This is a genomic window from Streptomyces sp. YIM 121038 (genome assembly GCF_006088715.1).
Classification (GTDB): Bacteria; Actinomycetota; Actinomycetes; order Streptomycetales; family Streptomycetaceae; genus Streptomyces.
On the sequence record NZ_CP030771.1, the window covers coordinates 6458276 to 6473447 of the forward strand.

Annotated in this window: 15 protein-coding genes; 7 read left to right on the forward strand and 8 right to left on the reverse strand. The window is 71.9% G+C overall.

Annotated elements, in window-relative coordinates; all coding sequences use genetic code 11:
* The first annotated feature begins 116 nt into the window (after positions 1-116).
* Both C9F11_RS27910 and C9F11_RS27915 read left to right on the forward strand, forming a co-directional pair.
* Positions 117-491 (forward strand): F0F1 ATP synthase subunit epsilon, encoded by a 375-nt coding sequence (locus C9F11_RS27910; protein WP_138961835.1) that lies wholly within the window; start codon positions 117-119, stop codon positions 489-491.
* Between the two features lie 159 nt (positions 492-650).
* Positions 651-1109, forward strand: a complete 459-nt coding sequence (locus C9F11_RS27915) for a DUF2550 domain-containing protein (protein ID WP_138961836.1) — start codon at positions 651-653, stop codon at positions 1107-1109.
* A gap of 11 nt (positions 1110-1120) precedes the next feature.
* Here the strand turns inward: C9F11_RS27915 and C9F11_RS27920 are convergent, their stop codons facing one another.
* Positions 1121-1792: a response regulator transcription factor gene (locus C9F11_RS27920; RefSeq protein WP_138961837.1), complete on the reverse strand. Its 672-nt coding sequence runs from the start codon at positions 1790-1792 to the stop codon at positions 1121-1123.
* Positions 1789-2973, reverse strand: coding sequence for a sensor histidine kinase (locus C9F11_RS27925; protein WP_171075862.1), 1185 nt, complete (start codon positions 2971-2973; stop codon positions 1789-1791). The genes C9F11_RS27920 and C9F11_RS27925 overlap by 4 nt, the downstream gene beginning before the upstream one ends.
* A 243-nt stretch (positions 2974-3216) precedes the next feature.
* Between C9F11_RS27925 and C9F11_RS27930 the strand changes: the two genes are divergently transcribed.
* Positions 3217-5562, forward strand: a complete 2346-nt coding sequence (locus C9F11_RS27930; protein ID WP_249401911.1) for an MMPL family transporter — start codon at positions 3217-3219, stop codon at positions 5560-5562.
* Positions 5563-5694: 132 nt separating this feature from the next.
* On the opposite strand, the gene C9F11_RS27935 is transcribed toward C9F11_RS27930, so the two are convergent.
* From C9F11_RS27935 to C9F11_RS27945, 3 genes are all read right to left on the reverse strand, one after another.
* Positions 5695-7554, reverse strand: a complete 1860-nt coding sequence (locus tag C9F11_RS27935; protein WP_138961839.1) for a glycoside hydrolase family 18 chitinase — start codon at positions 7552-7554, stop codon at positions 5695-5697.
* A 212-nt stretch (positions 7555-7766) separates the two neighbouring features.
* The gene (locus C9F11_RS27940; protein ID WP_138961840.1) at positions 7767-8414 is read right to left on the reverse strand and encodes a response regulator transcription factor; all 648 of its coding nucleotides are present in this window, start codon (positions 8412-8414) and stop codon (positions 7767-7769) included.
* Positions 8411-9610 carry a histidine kinase gene (locus C9F11_RS27945; RefSeq protein WP_138961841.1) on the reverse strand — a complete coding sequence of 400 codons (1200 nt, stop codon included), beginning with the start codon at positions 9608-9610 and terminating at the stop codon, positions 8411-8413. The genes C9F11_RS27940 and C9F11_RS27945 overlap by 4 nt, the downstream gene beginning before the upstream one ends.
* A gap of 170 nt (positions 9611-9780) precedes the next feature.
* Between C9F11_RS27945 and C9F11_RS27950 the strand changes: the two genes are divergently transcribed.
* The gene (locus C9F11_RS27950) at positions 9781-10428 is read left to right on the forward strand and encodes a hypothetical protein (RefSeq protein WP_138961842.1); all 648 of its coding nucleotides are present in this window, start codon (positions 9781-9783) and stop codon (positions 10426-10428) included.
* On the opposite strand, the gene C9F11_RS27955 is transcribed toward C9F11_RS27950, so the two are convergent.
* The 3 genes from C9F11_RS27955 to C9F11_RS27965 are packed head-to-tail and all read right to left on the reverse strand — an operon-like array spanning position 10425 to position 12623.
* Positions 10425-10997 carry a cob(I)yrinic acid a,c-diamide adenosyltransferase gene (locus C9F11_RS27955; RefSeq protein WP_138961843.1) on the reverse strand — a complete coding sequence of 191 codons (573 nt, stop codon included), beginning with the start codon at positions 10995-10997 and terminating at the stop codon, positions 10425-10427. The genes C9F11_RS27950 and C9F11_RS27955 overlap by 4 nt on opposite strands.
* 38 nt (positions 10998-11035) lie before the next feature.
* The gene (locus C9F11_RS27960; RefSeq protein WP_138961844.1) at positions 11036-11785 is read right to left on the reverse strand and encodes an ABC transporter permease; all 750 of its coding nucleotides are present in this window, start codon (positions 11783-11785) and stop codon (positions 11036-11038) included.
* Between the two features lie 55 nt (positions 11786-11840).
* The gene (locus C9F11_RS27965) at positions 11841-12623 is read right to left on the reverse strand and encodes an ATP-binding cassette domain-containing protein (RefSeq protein WP_138961845.1); all 783 of its coding nucleotides are present in this window, start codon (positions 12621-12623) and stop codon (positions 11841-11843) included.
* Positions 12624-12707: 84 nt separating this feature from the next.
* Here C9F11_RS27965 and C9F11_RS27970 point away from each other — a divergent pair, with 84 nt between their 5' ends.
* From C9F11_RS27970 to C9F11_RS27980, 3 genes are all read left to right on the forward strand, one after another.
* Positions 12708-13343, forward strand: coding sequence for a TetR/AcrR family transcriptional regulator (locus C9F11_RS27970; protein ID WP_138961846.1), 636 nt, complete (start codon positions 12708-12710; stop codon positions 13341-13343).
* 171 nt (positions 13344-13514) lie between these two features.
* Positions 13515-14363, forward strand: coding sequence for a 3-hydroxyacyl-CoA dehydrogenase family protein (locus C9F11_RS27975; protein ID WP_138961847.1), 849 nt, complete (start codon positions 13515-13517; stop codon positions 14361-14363).
* Between the two features lie 172 nt (positions 14364-14535).
* Positions 14536-14859 carry an STAS domain-containing protein gene (locus C9F11_RS27980; protein WP_030361223.1) on the forward strand — a complete coding sequence of 108 codons (324 nt, stop codon included), beginning with the start codon at positions 14536-14538 and terminating at the stop codon, positions 14857-14859.
* Positions 14860-15172 lie beyond the last annotated feature (313 nt).

Sequence of the window (15172 nt, forward strand, 5' to 3'; positions counted from 1 at the left end):
GGGGGAGGGGCGGGCACGGCCCTCGCGGGGACCGTGTCCCGCCCCTCCCCACACGCCACGTAGAATTTGACCCAACACCCGGCTGAACCGCCGGGTGGTGACCCGAGGAGCCACCCTTGGCTGCTGAGCTGCATGTCGAGCTGGTCGCCGCGGACCGCAGTGTCTGGTCCGGCGAGGCCACCCTGGTCGTCGCGCGCACCACGTCCGGCGACATCGGCGTCATGCCCGGTCACCAGCCGCTGCTCGGTGTGCTGGAGTCGGGCCCGGTGACCATGCGTACGAGTGACGGCGGAACCGTCGTCGCCGCCGTGCACGGCGGATTCATCTCGTTCGCGGACAACAAGCTGTCGCTGCTCGCCGAGATCGCCGAGCTGTCCGACGAGATCGACGTCCAGCGTGCGGAGCGGGCGCTCGAGCGTGCCAAGTCGGAGGCCGACGCCTCCGCCGAGCGGCGCGCCGACGCCCGACTGCGTGCGGTGGCGACGCGCTGACCCCAGCGCGCGGCGTAACGTGACTCAGCCGCGGCCAGGTCCGGAACCTTCCGGACCGGGTCGCGGCTGCGGCAATGCGGGTGCTTTTTCGGGTGCGGTAGTTCGGTCCGTTTCGGGAAGTCGTGTCGAGACTGTAGTGAGGCGAGGAGGTCGGTGCCGATGATCCTCGTTCTGCTCGTGTGCGGACTTGCGTTGATCGCGCTGGTGTTGCTGGGGCTCTTCGTCTTCGGCCTGCGCCGCAGACTGATCCAGCGGTCCGGCGGCACCTTCGACTGCAGCCTGCGATGGCACGCGCCCGCCCCCGACGAGGCCCCCGACACCTCCGGCAAGGGCTGGGGCTACGGGGTCGCCCGCTACAACGGGGACCGGATCGAATGGTTCCGAGTCTTCTCCTACGCTCCCCGGCCGCGGCGCGTCCTCGAACGGTCGGCGATCGAGGTCGTGGACCGGCGCGCGCCCGACGGCGAGGAGGAGCTCGCGCTGCTCTCCGACGCGGTGGTGCTCGGCTGTCTGCACCGGGGGGTGCGCCTCGAACTCGCGATGAGCGAGGACGCGCTGACCGGCTTCCTGGCCTGGCTGGAGGCCGCCCCGCCCGGCCAGCGGGTGAACGTGGCGTAGGCCCTCGCGGGCTAGGCGCCCGCGGTGATCAGGCCCGACTCGTAGGCCGCTATGACCGCCTGGGCGCGGTCGCGGGCGCCCAGTTTGGCGAAGACGGCGGTGACGTGGTTCTTCACCGTGGACGGGCTGATCCGGAGCGCCTCGGCTATCTCCGTGTTGTCGTAGCCCCTGGCCATGAGGGTCCAGACGTCCGTCTCCCGGGACGTGAGGTCCGGGCGGACGCGCTGCGTGGTCCGCGGCGGGGGCGTGGTGACGTACGCGGAGATCAGCCGGGTGAGCAGCCGCGGGGCCACCGCCGCCTCGCCGCGGCTCACGGTGTGGACGGCGGCCACCAGCTCCTCGGGCGAGACGTCCTTGGGGAGGAAGCCCGCGGCGCCCGCGCGGAGCGCGCCGACCACGTACTCGTCCATGTCGAAGGTGCTCAGGGCGAGGACGCGGCACTCGGGAAGCCCGTCGGCGAGGGCCGCGGTGGCCTCGACGCCGTCGAGGCGGGGCATGCGGATGTCCATGAGGACCACGTCGGGGCGGAGCCGGAGCGCCAGGTCGACGGCCTCGCGGCCGTCCCCGGCCTCGCCGACGACGCGCACGCCGGGGTCGGCGTGGAAGATGAGCGCGATGCCCCTGCGGACCAGCGGCTGGTCGTCGGCTATCAGGACGGTCAGGGGGCTTTCGGACGCTGTCAACGGACCGTCGCTCTCTCGTGGGACGTGGGGGCCTGCTCGCCGGCGGGCAGGGGCAGTGTCGCAAGCACCCGGAAGCCGCCCTCGGGCCGGGGCCCGGTCTCCAGGGTGCCGCCGTGCAGGGCCACGCGTTCGCGCATGCCGACGAGGCCGTGTCCGGCGCGGCCCTTGCGCGGGGCGGCGGCGCTGCCGGAGCCGTCGTCGCGGATCTCGACGGTGAGCAGCTCGGGCCCGTAGTCGAGGTACACCGTGGCGCGGGCGCCGAGCGCGTGCTTGCGGATGTTGGTGAGGGCTTCCTGGACGATCCGGAACACCGTGAGGCCGAGGGTGGGGGCGAGCTCCTGGCGGACGCCGTCGACGAGCAGTTCGGTGTCCACCCCCGCCTGGCGCGACTCGGCGATCACCCGGGGCAGGTCGGTGACGTCCGGCTGGGGCGCGGCCGGACGGCCCTCGGTGTCGTCGTCGGTACGCAGCACGTCCAGGAGCTGGCGCATCTCGCTGAGCGCGAGGCGGCCGGAGTCCTCCAGGGACTTCAGGGCGTCCTGGGCCAGGGCCACGTCGTGCTGGACCACCTTGCGCGCGCCGCCCGCCATCAGCTGCATGGCGGTGATGTGGTGGGCGACGACGTCGTGCAGCTCGCGGGCGATGCGGCGGCGCTCGGCGGCCACCGCGCCCGCGGCGAGCAGCTCGCGGTGGACGGCGAGCTGCCGCTGCCACTGGCGTGCGGCACAGCCGCCGACGACCGCCATGCCGACGGCGACGGCGTCCCCGATGACCGCGCGCACCCACGGCTCGTCCTCGCTGACGCCGGGCACCTGGAGTCCGATGAAGGTCACCACCCCCGCGGCCAGCGCCACCCGCAGCGGCCGTTCGAGGGCCACGGCGAACAGGGCGATGAGCAGGGAGACGGGCTGGCCGTACGGGCCGGGGCTGACGCAGGCGATGGCGGTCACGGTGAGGAGCAGGCCGGCGAGGGCGGCGAGGGGATGACGCCGGTGCCAGACCAGGAAGAGGGGGAACAGCAGGTGCAGCGCGACGACGTCCGGGCGCCAGCTCTCGCCGTCGGCCCCCGTGTTCAGCGCGTAGGCGGTGAGGTCGAGGACCAGGGCGCCGAGTGCCACCTGGACGTCCCGGCGGCTCGGCCTCCGGGCACCGGGCCGTGGCGGGTGGCTGCGCGCGAGCATGCCGTACTGACTCCTTACCGGGGGGACGTGTGTGTCCATTCCAGTCTGCGGGATCGGCGGGGGCGTCATCCTCGGGGCGGAGTGCGCGCCTAGGAGCAGGGTCCTGGTCGGGCCGGGGAGCCGTGGCCCTGGTCCCGGGGCGGTTTCGTCGCAGCGGTCGAGGTGATCGCGGGGCCGGCGGTGATCTTCTGGAAGGGCCCGGTGGGACCGGGCCCCACCCCACCTGCCGGAGGAACCGGAACCGTGCTCAGATCCCTGACGGCGTGCACCACACGCCATTCCTGGAAGTTCATCCTGCTCTGGTCGGTGGTCGGCATGGTGCTGACCATCTTCGGCCAGTCCAAGTTGTACAGCGTCACCGAGCCCGACGTCGGCAACTTCCTGCCGAAGTCGTACGACTCGGCGGCCGCCCTGCACATCGCCGAGGACGAGTTCGGTGCCAAGCCCGACGGCAACGCCGTCACGATGCTCGTCGCCCGCGAGGACGGCCGCAAGATCGCCGCGGCCGACGGCGCGCGCATCGACAAGATCGCGGCCGGGCTCGGCAAGCACCGCCTGGTGATGGAGAAGCCCGAGGACACGCCGTCGTTCCTGGTGACGGACCACTCGCAGCGGCCGGTCCTGCGGCCGCTGGCCGACGCGCCCGACAAGTCGTTCCGGCTGCTCTCCGTCTCCCTCAAGGGCAACAAGAACGATCCCGCGCTCCAGGACCTCTTCCGCGACTTCCGTGAGCACGCGCAGAAGGAGTTCGACCGGGCCGACCTGCGCAGCGGGTTCACCGGTGGCCTCGCGGACCTCGTCGACACGGCGGACGACCAGGAGGACACCGAGATGCTGGTCGGGATCCTGACCATGGGTCTCATCATCCTCCTGAACGTCCTCGCCTTCCGCAGCGTCCTCGCCGCGCTCCTGCCGCTGCTCGCGGTCACGATCATCGGCGGCGCCGCGACCGGCGCGGTGGTCGGCGCGGCCATGCTGTTCGACTTCAAGCTCGACCCGTCGACGCCGTCCCTGATCACCGTGGTGCTCCTCGGCATCGGCATCGACTACTTCCTGTTCCTGCTGTTCCGGTTCCGCGAGCTGCTGCGGGCCGATCCGGCGGCGCGTCCCCGGGACGTCGCCGCGGAGTGCGCGGGCCGGGTGGGCGCGGCGATCGCCTCGGCCGCGCTGACCATCGTGGCGGCGTTCGCCACCCTGGGCATCGCCAGCTTCGGTCAGTTCAAGGTGCTCGGCCCGGCCATCGCGGTGTGCGTCCTGGTGATGCTCGTCGCCAGCCTCACCTTCATGCCGGCGCTGCTCGCGGTGTCCGGGCGCAAGATGTTCTGGCCGTCGCGGTCGCTGCGCAAGGAGCCGCGCCCCGGGATGAGCGCGCGGCTCGGGGAGCGCGTCGCCCGGCGTCCGTTCCTCTTCGTGGCCGCCAGCGTCGGACTCCTGGTCGCGCTGAGCGCCGGCGCACTCGGCATGAAGATGGACTACGGCACGGACGCGGGCCCCGACGACACCCCCGCCGCGGTCACGGCCAAGGAGATATCCAAGGCGCTGCCCGGCGGCGTGGACAGCCCGCACACCGTGTACGTGGCGGCCGACGGCGACGGGGTGAAGAAGGTCACCATCGACCGGGCGGGGCTCGAAGGCCTCACCAAGGACCTGAAGGCCGTCAAGGGCGTCGGCCGCGTGGCGCAGCCGGTGCTCAACAAGGAGCACACGGCCGCGAAGGTGGACTTCTACCTGTCCGTGGACGTGCAGTCGCAGCGGGCCCGTGACGTCGTCTCCGACGAGGTGCGGCCGGTCGTCGCCAAGGCGGCGCCGCCCGGCACCGAGGCCCATGTGTCGGGCCAGGCCGCGATCTTCTCCGACATCTCCGAGGCGGTGTCGAAGGACCTCAAGGTGGTCTTCCCCGTGGCCGCCGCGCTGATCGCCCTGATCCTGGTGGCCCTGCTGCGCAGCCTGCTCGCGCCGCTGGTGCTCATGCTCGCCATCGGGCTCGGCTTCACGGCGACGCTCGGGTCCGGTGTCCTGGTGTTCCAGCACCTCCTCGACCGGCCGGGCGTGTCCTTCACGCTCCCGCTCGTGCTGTTCCTGTTCGTCGTCGCCCTCGGCACCGACTACAACATCCTGATCAGCGACCGCATCCGGGAGGAGATGGGGCGGCCCGGCTCGGCCCGGCAGGCGGTGGCGGCCGCGGTGCGGCACACGGCTCCGGCCATCGTCACCGCCGGTGTCGTCCTCGCGGGCTCCTTCGCGAGCCTCGCCGTGAACCCGTCCCCGGCCACCCAGGAGATCGGCCTCGTCACCGCGCTCGGCATCGGCCTGTCGTCGCTGGTCCTCTCCATCGTCCTGGTGCCCGCGGTGGTGGCGATGCTCGGCCGGGCGACCTGGTGGCCCTCGCGGTCGGGCCGCGGCTCCGGCGGCGCGCACGGCGGCCGCGGCGGCTCCGCGCACCCGGCGCCCGCACCCGCGCAGTACGCGGCGTACCCGGGGCCCTACCAGCAGCAGGACCCGCACTACGGGCAGCAGTACGGCTCGCAGTACGGCCCGCAGTACGGATCACAGTACGGCTCGGACCACGACGCGCAGCTCCGCCGCTGACGGGCGGGCGCGAAGAAGCCGGGGAGGCGGGGGGCGTTCCCGCCTCCCCGGCTTCGTCATGGCCCCGGCCGTGTCAGGGGGCGGAGCACGGCCGGGGTCGCCGAGGGGGTGCCTCGGGTTCTCGGGGGAGGGTTACTTCAGGCCCTCGTGGATGGCGGTCACCAGCTCGCCGCCCGCGGTGTCGCCGCTGAACTCCCAGAAGAAGGCGCCGCCCAGGGACTGCTCCTTGGCCCAGGCCATCTTGGCCCGGATGGTCGCCGGGGTGTCGTACGACCACCAGTTGGTGCCGCAGTGGGCGTAGGCCGTGCCCGCCACGGTGCCGTTGGAGGGGCAGGAGTTCTTGAGGACCTTGTAGTCCTCGATGCCCTGCTCGTACGCGCCCTGGGCGGGTCCGGTGGCGGTGCCACCCGGCTCCTTCTGCGTGACGCCGGTCCAGCCGCGGCCGTAGAAGCCGATGCCGAGCAGGAGCTTCTTGGCCGGTACGCCCTTGGCCTTGAGCTTGGCGATCGCCGCGGCCGAGTTGAAGCCCTGCTTGGGGATGCCCGGGTAGTCGGTGAGCGGGGAGTGCGGGGCCGTGGGGCCCTTGGCGTCCCAGGCGCCGAAGAAGTCGTACGTCATCACGTTGTACCAGTCGGTGTACTCGGCGGCGCCGCCGTAGTCGGCGGAGTCGATCTTGCCGCCGGGCGAGGCGTCGGCGGTGATGGCGGCGGTGACGAGGTTGTTGGCGCCGAACTTGGCGCGGAAGGCCTGCGTCATCGTCTTCATCACGGCCGGGCCCGAGGTGTCACAGCTCAGGCCGCACGCGTTGGGGTACTCCCAGTCCAGGTCGATGCCGTCGAAGACGTCGGCCCAGTGCGGGTCCTCGACCAGCTTGTAGCAGGAGTCGGCGAACGCCGCCGGGTTCTTCATGGCGTCGGTGAAGCCGCCGGACCAGGTCCAGCCGCCGAACGACCACAGCACCTTGATGTGCGGGTACTTGGCCTTGAGCTTGCGCAGCTGGTTGAAGTTGCCGCGCAGCGGCTGGTCCCAGGTGTCGCCGACCCCGTCCACCGACAGGTTGGCCGGGACGGCCTTGTCGTAGTCCGCGTAGGAGTCGCCGATCGTGCACTTGCCGCCCTGGACGTTGCCGAAGGCGTAGTTGATGTGCGTGATCTTCTCGGCGGAGCCGGAGGTCACGATGTCCTTGACGTTGTAGTTGCGCTGGTAGATGCCCCAGTTGGTGAAGTAGCCGAGCTTCACCTTGGCGCCCGGGTCGGGGCCGGGGCCGCCGCCGGTGGTGCGGACCTTCACCGCGGCGCTGACCGGTCCCGTCTGGTCGGCGGTGTCACGGGCCTGGACGCTGTACGAGTAGTCGGTCCCCGCGGTCAGGCCGGAGTCGGCGTACGTGGTGCCGGTGACCGTGGCGACCTTGGAGCCGTCGCGGAGCACGTCGTAGTTCTTGACGCCCTTGTCGTCGGTGGCGGCCTTCCAGTCCAGCTTCACCGAGGTGTCGGTGACGCCGGAGGCGGTCGGGGTGCCGGGGGCCGAGGGCGGGGCGTCGCCGGGCTGGCCGCCGCCGTCGCAGCTCTCGCCGTTCAGCTTGCAGCCGGAGGGGTTGCCGCCGCCGCTGCCGTTGAACCCGAAGGAGACCGAGGCGCCGGGGGCGAGCGTCCCGTTCCAGCCGAGGTTCTTGGCGGTCCAGTGGTCGGCGGAGTTGGTGATGGTGGCGTCCCAGCCGGAGGTGACCCGGGTTCCGGCGGGGAAGTCCCACTCGACGGTCCAGCTGCTGATCGAGGCGGTGCCGGTGTTCTTGATCGTCCACTTGCCCTCGAAGCCGGCGCCCCAGTCCTGGGTCTTCTGGTACGTGGCGGTGGCCCCGGCGGCGGCCGCCTTCGGCGCGGCCGAGGGGGACGCCTGGGCGGATCCGCCGAGGGCGACCAGGGTGGCGAAGGGGAGCAGCAGGGTGGTGAGTCCCGCTGTCAGCCGGTGTCTGGACCTGAGTTTGACGCGCAAGGTGTGCTCCTGGGGGTAGTTCCTCGCTGGGAGTGATGGAACCGGTGGAACCCTGCGACGCCCATGAGCACGTTGTGCACGTTCTGTGCCCACCGCAGTGCGGCGAGAATAGAAAGGTCTGGACCAACGGTCAAGGGGTTCAACCACTGGCCGAAAGGGGGCAGTTGGGACGGATCAGCCCGCCCGGCGGATCCGGACGGGCCGCCGCGCGATCAGACTCCCAGCTCCTGGGCGAGCACGGCCGCCTGCACCCGGCTGCGCAGCTCCAGCTTGCCGAGCAGGCGGCTCACATGCGTCTTCACCGTGGCCTCCGCCATGTCGAGGCGGCGGGCGATCTCCGCGTTGGACATGCCCTCGCCCAGGCAGGACAGGACCTCGCGCTCGCGCCGCGTCAGGGCGTCGAGGACCGCCGGGTCGGGCGCGTTCGCGGAGCGCACCGGGCGGGGCGCCGCGAACTCGGCGATCAGCCGGCGGGTGACGGCGGGCGCGATCAGGCCCTCGCCGCGCGCCACCGTGCGCACCGCGTCGAGCAGCGCCCTGGCCTCCGTGTTCTTCAGCAGGAAGCCCGACGCCCCCGCGCGCAGCGCCCCGAAGACGTACTCGTCCAGGTCGAACGTCGTCAGGACGAGCACGTCGGCCAGCTGCTCGGCGACCACCTGACGCGTGGCTGACACGCCGTCCAGGCGTGGCATCTGCACGTCCATCAGGACGAGGTCGGGCCGCAGCTCGCGGGCGAGCGCCACGGCCTGCTCGCCGTCCGCGGCCTCGCCGACGACCTCGATGTCGGGCGCGCTGCGCAGGATCAGGACGAGGCCCGCCCGCACGGCGGACTGGTCCTCGGCGACGAGGACACGGATCATTCGGTCACCTCTTGGTCTGCGGGGTCCACGGGCAGCCGGGCGGCCACCCGCCACACCTTGCCTGCGGGCGCGTCCGGGTCGGCCTCCGGGCCCGCCGCGAACGTGCCGCCGAGCAGCGCGGCGCGTTCCTGCATGCCCACCAGCCCGGCGCCGGAGCCGGGCGCGCGCGGCCCCGGCGTGTCCCCGTACGGGCTCGTGACCAGCACGCACAGGGCGCCCCGCGGCCGACTGAGGGCCACGGTGACCCGGCCGGGGGCCGCGTGCTTGAGCGCGTTGGTCAGCGACTCCTGGACGATGCGGTACGCGGCGAGACCGACCGGGGCGGGCAGGGCCTCGCCGTCCGGGGCGCGGGTGTCGTCGAGGGTGACGTCCAGGCCGTTGGCGCGCGCGCTCTCGACCAGGGAGCCGAGCCCGTCCAGGGTGGGCGCCGCCGCCGGTTCCAGATCGCCGCTGGAGTCCCGGAGGATGCCGATGAGGCGGCGCATCTCGGCGAGGCCCTCGACGCTGTTCTCCCGGATGACGGTGAGCGCGTCCCGGGTGGTCCGCGGGTCGTCGAGGGACAGCGCGGCCGTGGAGTGGATGGCGATGGCCGACAGGTGGTTGGCGACCATGTCGTGCAGCTCGCGGGCCATCCGGGCGCGCTCGGCGGTCACCGCCTGGGTGCGGTCCATCTCGGCGAGCAGCGCGGTCTGCTCGGCGCGCAGCCGGGCCATCTCGGCGGCCTCCCGATGGCTGCGTACGAGGACGCCGGTCGTCGCGGGTGCGAACGACACCAGGGCGGTGACGGCGCCGACGAGCAGCGCCTCCGCCTCCCGGAACCAGGCCAGGAAGCCGATCGTCATCGCCACGGTGATCAGCCCCGTGGTGATCGGGATGCGCCGGGCCGCCGTCGGGGTGCCGTACAGGACGGCCGCGTACACCAGGTCGGTGAACATCACGACCGTCGCCAGATTGCCCGGGGTGAACTGGTCGGCGATCAGTGCGAGGGTGCCGCAGGCCAGCGCGGTCTGCGGTGCCGTCCGGCGCAGCAGCTCCAGGCCCGTCATGACGAACAGCGGCACCAGCGTCCACCCGTAGCCGAGGGGCCGGTCCATTTGCATATGCAGCCCCAGCGACCACAGCGTGATCCCGGCGACGAGGCTGGCGGCGGCGATGCGCACGTCGACGACGTCGGGGCGGGGGAGCGGCAGCGGCATGACTCCATCCAACACGGCCCGCGGCGGCCCGGCCTCCCTATGCCGGGTGAGGCCCGGGTACATCGAAGGATGCACCCGCACTTCGTCACTGACGACGACGATCCCCGGCCGCGCGGCCGGGAGCCTGGAGAGGTGACAGGGAAGAACAGCGCCTCCAGGAGGAACGAGCCGTGATCGTCACTCTGATCATCCTGTGTGAAGTGGGCTTCTGGGTGTTGCTCGCCGGCGGCCTCGCCCTGCGGTACTGGGCGAAGATGCCCCGCACCAGCGTGGCGGTGCTGCTCTGTGAGCCGCTCCTGGAGGTCGTCCTGTTCGTCGTCACGGCGGTCGACCTGAAGAACGGCGCCGAGCCGGACTGGAAGCACGGCCTGGCCGCCGTCTACATCGGCTACTCGGTCGCGCTCGGCCACTACACGATCAAGTGGGTGGACGTCCGCGTCGCCCACCGCTTCGCGGGCGGCCCGCCGCCGGTCAAGCTCTACGGGGCCGCCCACGCGGTCAACGAGTGGAAGATCGCCGCCCGCTGGGTGCTCGCCGCGCTGATCGCGATGGGGCTGCTCCAGGGCGCGATCTGGTACGTCGGCTCCGACGGCGAGACCGGGTCGCTGCGGATGTGGCAGCAGAAGATGCTCTGGGTCGTCGGCATCAACCTGATCATCGCGGGCAGCTACACCCTCTTCCCGAAGCGGATCCCGGCCCCCGGCCCGCAGGAGGCGGCCGGGGAGCACCCCGTGGAAGCGCGGGAAGCCGCGCGATCGGCCACGGCGGACCCGCGGGCGGGCGACGGCCCGGCCCGGTACGCCCGGCGCAGCGGCTAGCGCTCGCCGCCCGGCACCCACAGCACGTCCCCGGCCTCCTTGTTCGCCGTCCTCGCGAGGATGAACAGGAGGTCGGAGAGGCGGTTGAGGTAGGTGGCGGTGAGCGCGTTCATCGTCTCGCCGTGCGCTTCGAGAGCGGCCCACGTGGAGCGCTCGGCGCGCCGCACCACCGTGCAGGCCTGGTGCAGGAGCGCCGCGCCCGGCGTGCCGCCCGGCAGGATGAAGCTGCGCAGCTTCTCCAGGTCCTCGTTGAAGCGGTCGCAGTCCGCCTCCAGCTTGTCGACGTAACCCTGCTCGACGCGCAGCGGCGGGTACTTCGGGTCCTCGATGACGGGGGTGCACAGATCGGCGCCCACGTCGAAGAGGTCGTTCTGGACCCGGGTGAGGACCGCCACGACCTCCGCGGGGAGGCCGCCGAGCGCGATGGCCGTGCCGATGACCGCGTTGGCCTCGTTCGCGTCGGCGTACGCGGAGATCCGCAGGTCGGTCTTGGCGGTCCTGCTCATGTCGCCGAGGGCGGTGGTGCCCTGGTCGCCGGTACGGGTGTAGATGCGCGTCAGATTGACCATGCGGCCAGGGTAGGTGAGCCGGCCGCCCCGGACGGGGGTCAGGACCCGGCGGAGCGGACGACCCGGGTGCCGACCGCCACGGCGGCGAGCGCGAAGCCGACGGCGACCAGGACGCCGTACAGCATGTGCGCGCTCGCGTAGGAGCCGACGTACGCGTCGCGGACGGCGTCCACGAGGTAGCGGAACGGCGTGAAGTGGGAGAGCACGTCCAGCCAGCCGGGGCCGAGCGTCATCGGCAGCATCAGGCCGGAGAGCAGCATGGACGGCATGGCGAGGCCGTTGACCGTCGGGCCGAACTCCTGCGGGGTGCGGACCTTGAGGGCGAGGGCGTACGACAGGGCGGCGAGCGCGACGGTCAGCAGGGCGACGAACGCGAAGCCGATCAGGATCCCGGCGAGCGGCGCCCGCAACCCCATCACCAGGGCGGCGAGGACGAGCAGCACCGCCTGGAAGACGAAGAGCGCGGCGTCCCGCAGCAGCCGCCCGAGCAGCAGCGCGAGCCTGCTGGCCGGGGTCACGCGCATCCGCTCGACCACGCCCCAGCTGTTCTCCAGGATGAGCGCGAAGCCGCTGAACGAGGCGCCGAACAGGCTGAGTTGGAGCAGCAGGCCCGGCACGAGGACCTGCCAGGAGTCGCCGTCGGCGGCCAGGGGCAGATCGGTGAGGAGCGGGCCGAAGAACAGCAGGTACAGCAGGGGCATCAGGACCCCGAAGAGCATCTGGAAGCGGGAGTTCAGGGTCTGGCGGGCATAGCGCAGGAACAGCAGCGCGGTGTCGTGCAGAAGCATGGCGGTATCCGGGGTTCGACGGGCCGGTGGCGGCGGGCTCGGGAGGGGACGGGGGTCAGACCGCGACCGGCGCGGTGTCCACCGGGGCCGGGCCGCGCCCGGTGATGGCGAGGAACGCGTCCTGGAGCGTGGCGTCGGGCGAGCCCGCGTGGCGCTCCTTGAGTGCGGCCGGGGTGCCCTCGGCGACGACCACGCCCCGGTCCACCACGACGATCCGGTCCGCGAGGGCGTCGGCCTCGTCCAGGTAGTGCGTGGTGAGGAAGACCGTGGTGCCGTGCTCGGCGCGCAGCCGCCGCACCAGCTTCCACAGGTCGGCGCGGCTCGCCGGGTCGAGCCCCGTGGTCGGCTCGTCGAGGAAGAGCACGGCGGGCCGGTGGACCAGCCCGAGCGCGAGGTCGAGCCTGCGCCGCTGGCCGCCGGAGAGCGCGGCGGTCCTGCGGCCGAGCAGCTCGGTGAGGCCGAGGTCGGCCGCCAGCTCCGCGGCGCGGGCGGCCGCCTCGGGCTTCGGCAGGTGGTAGAGCCGCCCCTGGAGGACGAGCTCGTCGCGCACCGTCTCCTGCGGGTCGACGCCGCCGGACTGGGCCACGTACCCGATCCGCGCGCGCACGCCCGCCGGGTCCCGCAGCAGGTCGTGGCCCGCGACGGTGGCGGCGCCGCCGGTGGGCGGCAGGAGCGTGGTGAGCATCCGCAGCGTGGTGGTCTTGCCCGCGCCGTTCGGCCCCAGGAAGCCGAGGATCTCGCCGGGCTCGACGGTCAGGTCGATGCCGCGCACGGCCTCCACGGGACCGCTCTTGGCGGCGAAGGTCCGGGCGAGCCCGGCCGTACTGATGATTGCCATGGAGACCACAAAAACAGAGCCACTGTAATTTTTCAATGCCTCCAATTTTTCATGGACCCCCAGAACGGCGCCTAGGATGAGGCCATGGCAGAGGGGCTCAGGGAGCGCAAGAAGCGGCAGACCAAGCAGCGGATCTCGGACATCGCCACCGGGCTCTTCCTGGAGCGCGGCTTCGCCGCCGTGACCGTCGCCGACGTCGCCGAGGCGGCGGACGTCTCCGTCAACACCGTCTACAACTACTTCCCGGCCAAGGAGGACCTCTTCCTCGACCGGGGCGCGGACATGGCCGACCGGCTCTCGCGCTGGGTGCGCGGCCGCCGCACCGGCGAGTCCGCCGCCGACGCCGTCCTGCGCGAGCTGCGCGGGCTCGTCGAGGGCGTCTCGCCCACCATCGGACTCTTCGCGGGCTACGCCGACTTCATGCGGGTCATCACCGACTCGCCCGCCCTGCGCTCGCGGCTCTGGGCCTTCCAGCAGGAGAGCCTGCGCGACCTGGAGACCACCCTGCGCGCGGAGGCGGGCCCCGGCGGCCATCTGCCCGACCTCGTCGCGGGTCAGCTCCACTGGGTGCACGCCGGTGTCCTGGCCTGGATCGGCGCCGAGATGGCCGAGCGCCGCGACCCCCGCGAGGTCTCCCGCGAGGCACTCGTCCTCATCGACGAGATGGAGGAACTCCTCGGCGAACGGGTCCTCAACTACGCCGTCCGCGAGGCCTCCTGACCCTTCACGGCCCCCCTCGCGGCCCGCCCCGGTGTGATGTCCGTCAAACCGCACGTGGCGTGCGTCTCTTCGCCGCCCCACGGCAGCTCACGAGCGCTAGTGTCCGCTGGAGAGCGATACGTAAACAGCGTGTAAGCGCTCCGTCATACGCCAGGCAAGGGGAGTCGTAACGTGGCACGAAAGCTCGCCGTCATCGGAGCCGGACTCATGGGGTCCGGCATCGCCCAGGTCTCCGCCCAGGCGGGCTGGGACGTGGTCCTGCGCGACGTCACCGACGAGGCGCTGACCCGGGGCACCGACGGCATCAAGGCCTCGTACGAGAAGTTCGTGAGCAAGGGCAAATTGGACGCCGAGACCGCTGAGTCGGCGCTTGGCCGCATCACGACCACCACCGACCTGGACGCCGTCGCCGACGCGGACGTCGTCGTCGAGGCCGTCTTCGAGAAGCTGGAGGTCAAGCACGAGATCTTCCGCACGCTCGACAAGCTCGTGCGGGACGAGGCCGTGCTCGCCTCCAACACCTCCGCCATCCCGATCACCAAGATCGCGGCCGTCACCGAGCGGCCCGAGCGGGTCGTCGGCGCCCACTTCTTCTCGCCGGTGCCCATGATGCAGCTGTGCGAGCTCGTCCGCGGCCACAAGACCAGCGACGAAACCCTCGCCACCACCCGCGAGTTCGCCGAGTCCGTCGGCAAGACCTGCATCGTCGTCAACCGCGACGTCGCGGGCTTCGTGACCACCCGCCTCATCTCCGCCCTCGTCGTCGAGGCCGCCAAGCTCTACGAATCGGGCGTCGCGACCGCCGAGGACATCGACATCGCCTGCAAGCTCGGCTTCGGCCACGCCATGGGCCCGCTCGCCACCGCGGACCTCACCGGCGTCGACATCCTGCTGCACGCCACCGACAACATCTACACCGAGTCGCAGGACGAGAAGTTCGCCGCCCCCGAGCTGATGCGCCGGATGGTTGACGCCGGTGACATCGGCCGCAAGAGCGGGCAGGGCTTCTACAAGCACTGAGCACGAACACTGACGTGCTGTCACTCCGAGGGTCACCCCTCGGAGTGATTTCGGTATCGGTTCGCTTACAGACGGCAACTTCCTCACCCACGTGACAGTCAGTTGCTGTGACATACGCAGACGCCCCGCGGCACGGGCGTCACACACGACACGGCACTCTCGGGGAGCGCATATGCACATCAGGGGCGACCAGGCCCAGCTGGTCGTCGGGGGACGCCTCGACGTACGCAGCGCGGCGGACGCCCGTACGGTCCTGCACTCGGCCGTCGACGACGGTGCCGGTGACCTGGTGCTCGACCTGTCCGAACTCGACTCGTGGGACGCCACGGGACTCGGCGTCATCATGGGCGCCCACCGGCGCGCCGGGCGGTGCGGACGCAGGCTCGTCCTGCGCGGCGTGCCCCCGCAGATGCAGCGCCTGCTCGTCGCCACCCGGCTGCACCGCATCCTCGCCATCGAGGGCGGCATCGGCGTCGAATCGCTTCCTCGCGTGTGACGAGCGGTCCCCGTGCGTGCCGTGCCGCGCGGCCCGCGCGCGGGACATGTCGTCCTCGTACGTGACGTGTCGTCCTCGTACGTGACACGTCGTCGGCGCGCGTGACGCGTCGCCCTCGTACGGGACACGCGGACAAGGGGTGCGAGCGGTGCGGGACGGCATCACTCGCGCAATCCTCACGAGACTGTGACGTCTCGGGCGGGGCGGTACCCCGCCCTCCGCGGAGATACTGAAGACGGTTTAGGGTTCGGTCCGCCCGACGATTGACGAACCCACACGGGGGCACCGGACCAGTAGCGACAGCGCGGTGTGC

What these genes read in the sequence shown, in the direction of transcription:
- C9F11_RS27940 (WP_138961840.1), bottom strand. Translation starts at nt 8,414, where the DNA reads ATGATCCGTGTCCTCGTCGCCGAGGACCAGTCCGCCGTGCGGGCGGGC.
- C9F11_RS27925 (WP_171075862.1), bottom strand. Translation starts at nt 2,973, where the DNA reads ATGCTCGCGCGCAGCCACCCGCCACGGCCCGGTGCCCGGAGGCCGAGC.
- C9F11_RS27960 (WP_138961844.1), bottom strand. Translation starts at nt 11,785, where the DNA reads ATGCTTCTGCACGACACCGCGCTGCTGTTCCTGCGCTATGCCCGCCAG.
- C9F11_RS27945 (WP_138961841.1), bottom strand. Translation starts at nt 9,610, where the DNA reads ATGCCGCTGCCGCTCCCCCGCCCCGACGTCGTCGACGTGCGCATCGCC.
- C9F11_RS27970 (WP_138961846.1), top strand. Translation starts at nt 12,708, where the DNA reads ATGGCAGAGGGGCTCAGGGAGCGCAAGAAGCGGCAGACCAAGCAGCGG.
- C9F11_RS27965 (WP_138961845.1), bottom strand. Translation starts at nt 12,623, where the DNA reads ATGGCAATCATCAGTACGGCCGGGCTCGCCCGGACCTTCGCCGCCAAG.
- C9F11_RS27955 (WP_138961843.1), bottom strand. Translation starts at nt 10,997, where the DNA reads ATGGTCAATCTGACGCGCATCTACACCCGTACCGGCGACCAGGGCACC.
- C9F11_RS27915 (WP_138961836.1), top strand. Translation starts at nt 651, where the DNA reads ATGATCCTCGTTCTGCTCGTGTGCGGACTTGCGTTGATCGCGCTGGTG.
- C9F11_RS27980 (WP_030361223.1), top strand. Translation starts at nt 14,536, where the DNA reads ATGCACATCAGGGGCGACCAGGCCCAGCTGGTCGTCGGGGGACGCCTC.